Origin of the sequence: Klebsiella sp. Ech2A, assembly GCF_030078455.1 — a bacterium.
Taxonomy (GTDB): Bacteria; Pseudomonadota; Gammaproteobacteria; order Enterobacterales; family Enterobacteriaceae; genus Klebsiella; species Klebsiella terrigena.
In genome coordinates, this window is sequence record NZ_JAQGFU010000174.1 from 1 (window position 1) to 9414 (window position 9414).

Annotated in this window: 5 protein-coding genes and 1 pseudogene; 2 read left to right on the top strand and 4 right to left on the bottom strand. The window is 59.3% G+C overall.

Annotation, left to right across the window (positions count from 1 at the left end; translation table 11 throughout):
* The 3 genes from fumC to PFH44_RS21725 all read right to left on the bottom strand — a co-directional run.
* On the bottom strand, window positions 1-1378 hold a 1378-nt coding region (gene fumC / locus PFH44_RS21715), incomplete at its 3' end, for a class II fumarate hydratase (protein WP_283826109.1).
* Between the two features lie 204 nt (window positions 1379-1582).
* Window positions 1583-3229, bottom strand: coding sequence for a class I fumarate hydratase FumA (fumA, locus tag PFH44_RS21720; protein ID WP_283826110.1), 1647 nt, complete (start codon window positions 3227-3229; stop codon window positions 1583-1585).
* A gap of 53 nt (window positions 3230-3282) precedes the next feature.
* On the bottom strand, window positions 3283-4794 hold the full coding sequence (locus PFH44_RS21725) for an anion permease (RefSeq protein ID WP_283826111.1): 1512 nt from the start codon (window positions 4792-4794) through the stop codon (window positions 3283-3285).
* 634 nt (window positions 4795-5428) lie between these two features.
* On the opposite strand from PFH44_RS21725, the gene PFH44_RS21730 reads away from it, so the two are divergent.
* Both PFH44_RS21730 and PFH44_RS21735 read left to right on the top strand, forming a co-directional pair.
* Window positions 5429-8206 carry a flavocytochrome c gene (locus tag PFH44_RS21730; protein WP_283826112.1) on the top strand — a complete coding sequence of 926 codons (2778 nt, stop codon included), beginning with the start codon at window positions 5429-5431 and terminating at the stop codon, window positions 8204-8206.
* A gap of 54 nt (window positions 8207-8260) precedes the next feature.
* Window positions 8261-9214 carry an FAD:protein FMN transferase gene (locus PFH44_RS21735; RefSeq protein WP_283826113.1) on the top strand — a complete coding sequence of 318 codons (954 nt, stop codon included), beginning with the start codon at window positions 8261-8263 and terminating at the stop codon, window positions 9212-9214.
* On the opposite strand, the pseudogene PFH44_RS21740 reads toward PFH44_RS21735, so the two are convergent.
* Window positions 9195-9414: pseudogene (locus PFH44_RS21740) on the bottom strand (two-component system response regulator DcuR); the annotation flags it as partial. The gene PFH44_RS21735 and the pseudogene PFH44_RS21740 overlap by 20 nt on opposite strands.

Below are 9414 nucleotides of genomic sequence, written 5' to 3' on the forward strand. Positions count from 1 at the left end.
CCATCTCTTCTGGACGCACCCAGCTGTCGAACTCGGCTTCCGTCAGGTAGCCGAGCGCCAGCGCCGAGGCCTTCAGCGTCAGCCCCTCTTTATGCGCTTTTTTGGCAATTTCCGCCGCTTTGTCGTAGCCGATATGGGTATTCAACGCCGTCACCAGCATCAGAGATTCGTTGAGCAGCTGGTTGATGCGCTCCCGGTTGGGTTCGATCCCCACCGCGCAGTGTTCGTTAAAGCTCTCCATGCCGTCGGCCAGCAGCCGCACCGACTGCAGGAAGTTATGGATAACCATCGGGCGATAGATGTTGAGCTCGAAGTTGCCGGAAGCACCGCCGATATTCAGCGCCACGTCGTTACCCATCACCTGGCAGCACAGCATGGTCAGCGCTTCGCACTGCGTCGGGTTGACCTTGCCCGGCATGATTGATGAACCCGGCTCATTCTCCGGGATCGCAATTTCGCCGATACCGCAGCGCGGCCCCGAGGCCAGCCAGCGCACGTCGTTAGCAATTTTCATCAGAGACGCCGCCAGCCCCTTCAGCGCGCCGTGGGCGTGGACCAGCGCGTCGCAGGTTGCCAGCGCCTCAAACTTATTCGGCGCGGTAACGAACGGCTGGCCGCTACTCTGCGCCAGCTCTGCCGCGACACGCACCGCGTATTCTGGATGGGTATTCAGCCCGGTTCCCACCGCCGTACCGCCCAGCGCCAGCTCGCTCAGATGCGGCAGGCTCAGCTCAAGGTGGCGGAGGTTATGTTCGAGCATGGCGACCCAGCCGGAGAACTCCTGCCCCAGCGTCAGCGGGGTGGCGTCCTGCAGGTGCGTACGGCCGATTTTAACGATATCGCTGAACGCGGCGGATTTGTCGCTAAGCGTTTTTCTCAGCACGTTAAGCTGGGGAATGAGCGTCTCCCGCAGCGCGATAATGGCCGCCACGTGCATCGCCGTCGGGAAGACGTCGTTGGAGCTTTGGCTCTTGTTGACGTCATCGTTCGGATGCACCTTGCGCTCCATGCCCCGCACGCCGCCCAGCAGCTCGCTGGCCCGGTTTGCCAGAACCTCATTCATATTCATATTACTTTGGGTGCCGGAGCCGGTTTGCCAGATAGCCAGCGGAAACTCTGCGCTATGCTTTCCCGCCAGCACTTCATCGGCGGCCTCGACGATGGCCTGCGCTTTTTCGCCGGCCAGCAGGCCTAAATCCTGATTCACCTTCGCCGCCGCGCGCTTGGTCAACGCCAGGGCGTAGATCAGTTCACCCGGCATTTTTTCCGTTGAGATACGGAAATGCTCCAGCGAACGCTGGGTTTGCGCGCCCCATAGCCTGTCGGCGGGAACCTCAATCGCGCCCATAGAGTCTTTTTCACTGCGATGCGTTGTCATTACTGTCTCCTTGAATAAAAAGTACGTAATTTCGACAAAGCCCACTGGCTTAAAAGCGTTAAGTATTGGTCAGATTTATAATTAGTTTTAGTCGTTCGTGCCGCTAAGCGACACAAATAGCCGCCCCGCAGAGCGCAGCGGCGGCGTGCTAAAAATACCTGCCGGTGGATTCGCCGGCAGGCGCTCACCCGACGATCGGGGCGATTATTTCACGCAGCTCGCGCACTGCGAGGTCTGGATCTGCTGGAAGAAGTCGTTGCCTTTGTCATCCACCAGGATAAATGCCGGGAAGTCCTCCACCTCGATTTTCCAGATAGCTTCCATTCCCAGCTCCGGCCAGGCCACGCACTCGAGGCTCTTGATGCTCTGCTGCGCCAGCACCGCCGCCGGGCCGCCGATGCTGCCAAGGTAGAAGCCGCCGTGCTTGTGGCAGGAGTCGGTCACCTGCTGGCTGCGGTTGCCTTTTGCCAGCATCACCATGCTCGCGCCGTGCGACTGCAGCAGATCGACGTAGGAGTCCATGCGCCCGGCGGTGGTCGGCCCCAGCGAACCGGAAGCGTAGCCGTCCGGCGTTTTGGCCGGACCCGCGTAGTAGATCGGGTGATCTTTAACGTACTGCGGCAGCGCCTCGCCGTTATCCAGCAGCTCCTTGAGCTTCGCGTGGGCGATATCGCGGGCGACGATAATCGTGCCGTTCAGGGTCAGGCGCGTTGACACCGGATACTGCGACAGCAGCGCCCGAATCTCGCTCATCGGCTGGTTGAGGTTAACCTTCACCGCCTCACCTTCGCCCGCCTGGCGCAGCGCCTGCGGTATATATTTGCCCGGATTGCTTTCCAGCTTTTCCAGCCAGATCCCGTGGCGGTTGATTTTCGCCTTGATGTTGCGGTCGGCGGAGCAGGAAACCCCCATCCCCACCGGGCAGGAGGCGCCGTGGCGCGGCAGGCGCACAACGCGGATGTCGTGAGCGAAGTACTTGCCGCCGAACTGCGCCCCGAGGCCGAGATTCCGGGCGGCCAGCAGCAGCTCCTGCTCGAGCTGCACGTCGCGGAACGCCTGGCCGTGCTCGTTGCCCTCCGTTGGCAGGCCGTCGTAATAGTGGGTGGAGGCCAGCTTAACGGTTTTCAGCGTCGATTCCGCGGAGGTTCCGCCGATAACAAACGCAATGTGGTACGGCGGACAGGCGGCGGTACCGAGGGTGCGCATCTTCTCGACAAGGTAGTCCTTCAGCTTCGCCGGGGTGATCAGCGCCTTGGTCTCCTGGTAGAGATAGGTTTTGTTGGCCGAGCCGCCGCCTTTTGCCATGCACAAGAATTTGTATTCGTCGCCGTCAACGCTGTAGAGGTCGATCTGCGCCGGCAGGTTGGTGCCGGTGTTGACCTCTTTATACATATCCAGCGCGGCGTTCTGCGAATAGCGCAGGTTATCTTCGGTATAGGTGTTGTAGACCCCGCGCGCCAGCGCGGCCTCATCGCCGCCGCCGGTCCATACGCGCTGGCCTTTTTTACCCATGATAATCGCCGTGCCGGTGTCCTGGCAGGTTGGCAGAATCCCTTTGGCGGCAATCTCGGAGTTACGCAGGAACTGCAGGGCGACGTATTTGTCGTTTTCGCTGGCTTCCGGGTCCAGCAGGATTGACGCCACCTGCTGCTGGTGGGAGACGCGTAGCATAAAGGACGCGTCGTGGAAGGCCTGCTGGGCCAGCAGAGTGAGCGCTTCAGGCGCAACCTTGAGGATCTCCTCGCCCTCGAACCCGGCGACGCTGACGTGCTCTTTGCTCAGCAGATAGTATTCAGTCTCATCTTTCGCCAGCGGAAACGCTTCCTGATAAACAAACGGTTTAGTCGACATTGTTTAAGCTCCCTAAGAGTAAAACCGCCGGGAGTAACCCCGACGGCTGTGAATCAGAACATCATGGACATCCACGGATAGCCAATCAGCAGCAGGGCGGCCAGGAAGATGGCGCCGAAGATGGTGCCCAGGCGCCAGTAGTCTTTGGTCGGCAGATAGCCGCTGCCGTAGTAGATCGGGCTTGGGCCGGTACCGTACGGGGTGATGATCCCCATGATGCCCAGCGAGGTGACCATCAGCAGCACGAACACCAGCATATTCATCCCCGGAATGGTGGAGGCGATGGTCAGCATCGCCGGCAGCAGCGCGGTGGTGTGGGCGGTGGTGCTGGCAAACAGGTAGTGCAGCAGGAAGAACGCCAGCAGCAGAACGACCGTCGCCACGCCCGGCGAGATGCCGCTCATCAGCGCGCCGCCCTCTTTACCCAGCCAGGCGATAAAGCCGGTAGAGGAGAGGCCGTCCGCCAGCGCCACCAGGGTGGCGAACCAGACAAAGGTATTCCAGGCGGCCTTGTTGTTGGTGATATCGTTCCACGACAGAACGCCGGTCCACAGCATCAGGACGATGACCAGCAGCGCCGCCAGCGCCGGCTCAATCCACTCGGCGGCGAAGATCCACATCGTCAGCGCGAAGCAGACAAACACCAGCAGCAGAATCTCATTACGCGACAGGCGGCCGAGCTTTTCCAGCTCGCGCGCGGCCCACAGGGGCACTTCATCATTGACCTTCACCTCCGGCGGATAGAACCAGTAGGCCAGCAGCGGCATCACCGCAATCAGCAGCACGCCCACCGGCAGGAAGGCGATAAACCAGGTGCCCCATGAGATATTGATACCGACGATACTTTTCACCAGCGCCAGCGCCAGCAGGTTAGGCGCCAGCGCCGAAAGGAACATCGAGCTGGTAATACAGGCGGCGGTAATGGCGACCCACATCAGATAGGAGCCGATGCGGCGGGCGCTCGGGTCGTTAGGCTTAGAGCCATACAGCGGCGGCAGGTTGGCGATAATCGGGTAAATGGTCCCGCCGCTGCGGGCGGTATTTGACGGCGTGAAGGGCGCCAGCAGCAGGTCGGCAAAGGTGATGGCGTAGCCCAGCGTCAGGCTGCGGCGGCCAAGGTACTTCACCAGAATCAGCGCCAGACGGCGTCCAAACTGGGTTTTGTCGTAGCCCGCGGCAAACATAAAGGCGCCGAAAATCAGCCACACGGTAGAGTTACCAAACCCGCTGACCGCCCACTTAAATGAGGCGCCGGCCAGCTTGAATTTGGGGTCCGCCAGCTGCGCCGGGTCGAACAGCAGCCACTGGCTGCACAGGGCGATAACCACTACCCCGGTGATGCCGATCACCGCCCCGGGAAGGGGTTCGAAAATCAGGCCGACGATCACGCCGACGAAAATGGCAAAGTAGTGCCAGGCATAGGGCGGAAGGCCGTCAGGCACCGGGACGAAGAGCAGCATTACGGCCACGATAATGGGCAGCGCCATCATCAGCAGACGACGCTTATCAGCAGCCTTAGGACTGGCTGCGCCGGCAGGCGATATGGTTGTCTTTTTCTCTTTCATAATGAGTATCTGCAAGTAGTTGAAAATAAGTTTGAGCCGTCGGTGATTTTTACTTTCTTTAATTTCAAAACTTTCTTTAGTTATTAATAGTTGGTTTTCATTATCACCGCGACGGTTATTTAACGCATTTTCCAGGGCGCTAAATTAAATCTGTTTGTTATTTATATATTGCTCTTTGATGTCGAGTTGCAATTGATTGAGATCAATAAACCCAGGGGTCTGGCGTTTTTTTTATTTTTCGCAATAACCCCTGGGGAGAGGGTGGTTATTTGTATAAAATACCGCTAGATGTTAAATTTTAGTCGATTTTTAGTGTTTATCTGACAAGGTTATTTTATTTAAAATATTGATTTATTTGGATTTAAATGAAAGAAACTGATTTTATTTTTATTAACAAAGGTGTCTTATTTGTTATCAATATTATGCTTTGTGTAAACGTTGTATTTTAAAATAATAATACAATGGGGGTAGTGATGTTATTGTTGGTATTAAATAGTTTTTTAACTAACGTAAGTGATCTGGTAACTAAAAAATTCGCTATATTATTAACATGACAACAGGAATTAAAAACACAACCAAAAATAAATTCCTTAGCGAATTCTGAATTTCAATATTTAAAATCTGGAGTGTTACTATGACCAGTAATCAACGTATTTTGCAGCCCTTTACCTTACCAAACGGAACTGAGCTAAAAAACCGCCTGTTTATGGCGCCGATGACCACCTGTACCGGCTATTATGACGGCTCCGTCACCAGCGAGCTGGTGGAGTACTACCGCGCCCGTGCGGGCAGCATCGGGACCATCATCGTCGAGTGCTGCTTTATCGATAACTATGGCCTGGCCTTCCCGGGCGCCATTGGCATCGACAGTGATGAAAAAATTGCCGGCCTTGCCAAAATTGCCGAAGCCATCCAGGCGGAAGGGTCGAAGGCAATCCTGCAGATCTATCACGGCGGCCGGATGGTCGACCCGCAGCTTATCGGCGGCCGCCAGCCGGTTGCGCCGAGCGCGCTGGCCGCTCCGCGCGACGGCGCCGCGATGCCGCGCGCGCTGAGTACAGAGGAAGTCGAGGAGACCATCGCGAAATTCGGTGACGGCGTTCGCCGCGCGATTCAGGCCGGTTTTGACGGCGTTGAAATCCACGGCGCCAATACCTACCTTATCCAGCAGTTCTACTCCCCGAACTCTAACCAGCGCGACGACTGCTGGGGCGGCAGCCGCGACAACCGCGCCCGTTTCCCGCTGGCGGTGCTGGAGATCGCCCATAAAATGGCCGGCCAGTACGCTGATGACGCTTTTATTATCGGCTACCGCTTCTCGCCGGAAGAGCTGGAAGAGCCGGGCATCCGCTTTGACGACACCCTCTATCTGCTGGAAAAGCTGGCGGCGCGGGGCCTCGACTATCTGCACTTCTCGGTGGGCGCCTCGCTGCGTCCCTCTATCGTTGATACCCGCGATCCGACGCCGCTGATTGAAAAATACTGCGCACTGCGCTCCGCTAACCTCGCGCAGGTGCCGGTGATGGGCGTTGGCGGGATCGTTAACGCCGCGGACGCCGAGCAGGGGCTGGATCACGGCTACGATCTGATCGCCGTCGGACGGGCCTGCATCGCCTATCCGGACTGGACTGACCGCATTGCCGACGGTGAAAACCTGGAGCTATTTATCGACAGCACCCGCCGCGAGGCGCTGCATATCCCGGAGCCGCTGTGGCGCTTCTCGCTGGTGGAAGCGATGATCCGCGATATGAGCATGGGCGACGCGAAGTTTAAGCCCGGCGTCTTTGTCGAAAGCGTACAGGATGAGGCCGGGGAACTGGTGATCCACGTCAGCCTTGAGAACGACCGCATCGCTGACGTTGAGCTGGCCTCTGCCGCGGTACAGACCGTGGAGTTCACCACCAGCTTTGAAGAGATTCGCGAGCGTATTTTGACCGCCAACACCCCGCACGTTGACGCCATCTCCGGCGCCACCAGCCAAAGCGAGGCGGTGAAAAAAGCGGTATCCAAAGCGATGCTGAAATCGAGCAAGGCTCTGGCGATCGAAGAGGGCGGCGACGATCGGGCGGTGAAAAGCTACGACGTGGTGGTGGTTGGCAGCGGCGGCGCGGGCCTGGCGGCGGCCATTCAGGCCCACGATGAAGGCGCCAGCGTGCTGATTGTCGAAAAAATGCCGACTATCGGCGGCAACACCATTAAGGCCTCCGCCGGGATGAACGCCGCGGAAACGCGCTTCCAGCGGGTGAAAGGGATCGTCGACAGCAAAGAGCTGTTTTACGAGGAGAGCCTGAAGGGCGGGCATAACAAAAACAACCCGGCGCTGCTGCGCCGCTTCGTGGAAAACGCCCCGGAGGCGATCGAATGGCTGGCCCGCCGCGGGATCATGCTGAACGATATCACCACCACCGGCGGGATGAGCATTGACCGCACCCACCGCCCGCGCGACGGATCGGCGGTCGGCGGCTATCTGATTAGCGGCCTGGTGCGCAATATCAGCAAGCGCGGAATTGACGTGATGCTGGATACCTCGGTGGAAGAGATCCTGATGGCCAACGACGAGGTGAGCGGCGTGCGTCTGCTCAACGACGAGCAGGAGCGCATCGAGGTGCAGACCAGGAGCGTCGTGGTCGCCACCGGCGGCTTCAGCGCCAACAGCGCGATGGTGGTCAAATACCGCCCGGACCTCGCCGGTTTTGTCACCACCAACCATAAAGGGGCCACCGGCGGCGGCATCGCGCTGCTGGAGCGCATCGGCGCCGGCACCGTGGATATGGGCGAAATCCAGATCCACCCGACCGTTGAGCAGAAGACCTCATACCTGATTTCGGAGTCGATTCGCGGCGGCGGGGCGATTCTGGTGAGCCAGCGCGGTCAGCGCTTCTACAATGAAATGGCGACCCGGGATAAAGTCTCGGCGGCGATTATCGCGCTGCCGGAGCAGTACGCCTGGATCGTCTTTGACGAGCACGTACGGGCAAAAAACAAGGCGGCCGATGAATACATCGCCAAAGGGCTCGTCACCAGCGCCAGCTCTCCGCGCGAGCTGGCGGAGAAGCTGGGGATGGATTACCATGCCTTCCTTGCCACTCTTGAGCGCTACAACGGCTTTGTTGAAACCCAGCGCGATGAGGATTTTGGCCGCACCACCGCGCTGCGGGCGCCGATTAACGAAGGGCCGTTCCACGCGATCCGCATCGCCCCGGGGGTTCACCACACCATGGGCGGGGTGACGATTAATACCGCGACCGCGGTGTTAAACACCGCTCAGCAGCCGATTCCGGGCGCCTACGCCGCCGGGGAAGTGGTCGGCGGCATCCACGGCGGCAACCGCATCGGCGGCAATGCGGTGGCGGATATCATTATCTTTGGTACCCTGGCAGGCCACCAGGCGGCAGTACGCGCCAGAGGATAACGTTTAGCGATTTGCCCCGGCCGCGCGCCGGGGCCATCCACAGGAGCTGCAACCATGTCTGACGACAGCCGCGTCTATAGCTACTCCGCCGTGTTAATGGGCTCGCCCATTCTGCTTAAGCTCTGGCGTCACGATGACGCGCTCGCCTCCCGTACCTTCCAGTTAATCAAACGCTACGAAGACCTGCTTACCGTCAACCGCGCTCACTCCCAGGTCATGGAGATTAACCATGCCGCCGGCCGCCATGGGGTTGCCGTCAGCCGCCCGGTGTTTCAGCTGATCCAGTGTGCGAAGGCCGCCAGCATGGTGCGGGATAGCGCCTTTAACCTGGCGATTGGCCCGCTGGTCAAGCTCTGGCGCATCGGCTTTCAGGGGCACAGCGTGCCGGCAGCGGCGGAGATTGCCGCCCGCCTGCCGCTGACCCGGCCGCAGGATGTGATCCTCGATGAGGCGGCGGGCAGCGGGTTTCTTGCCCAGCCGGGCATGGAGATCGATCTTGGCGCCATCGCCAAAGGCTACATTGCCGATCGGGTGCGCGATGACCTGCGGCGCCAGGGCGTCGACGCGGCGCTGATTAATCTCGGGGGGAACGTGCACACCCTCGGGGAGTGGTCCATTGGGCTGAAAAACCCCTTTGCCGCCGCCGACCAGCTGGTGGGCACGATTGCGGTGAGCGGCCAGTCGGTGGTGACCTCCGGCGTCTATGAGCGCTATTTCGAGCAGAATGGCAGGCGCTGGCACCATATTCTCGACCCGCGCAGCGGCTATCCGCTGGATAACGAGCTGGAGAGCGTGACCATCATTTCTGACGACTCCCTCGACGGCGATATCTGGACCACCCTGATCTACGGTCTGGGCGTGGAGAAGGGGCGCGCGGCGCTGCGTCAACGGGAGGATATTGAAGCGATTTTTGTGACTAAAAATCGCGAAGTGATCCTCTCATCGCAGCGCCGCTTTCGCTTTCAGCTGCTGGATAGCGGCTATCGGCTCACTGACTGTACTGCTTGAGCAGGCCGTACTGCTCGGCGACCAGCCGATAGCGGTAGACCGGGCGGCCGGTGGCGCCGTAGTGAATGGTGGTGTAGAGGATATTAATCTGCGCCAGCCAAATCAGATATTTGCGACAGGAGACGCGGGAAATATTCACCGCCACCGCCAGCTCGTCGGTGGAGAACTCGGTCGCCGGGTGGGCATCGATCCATTGGCAC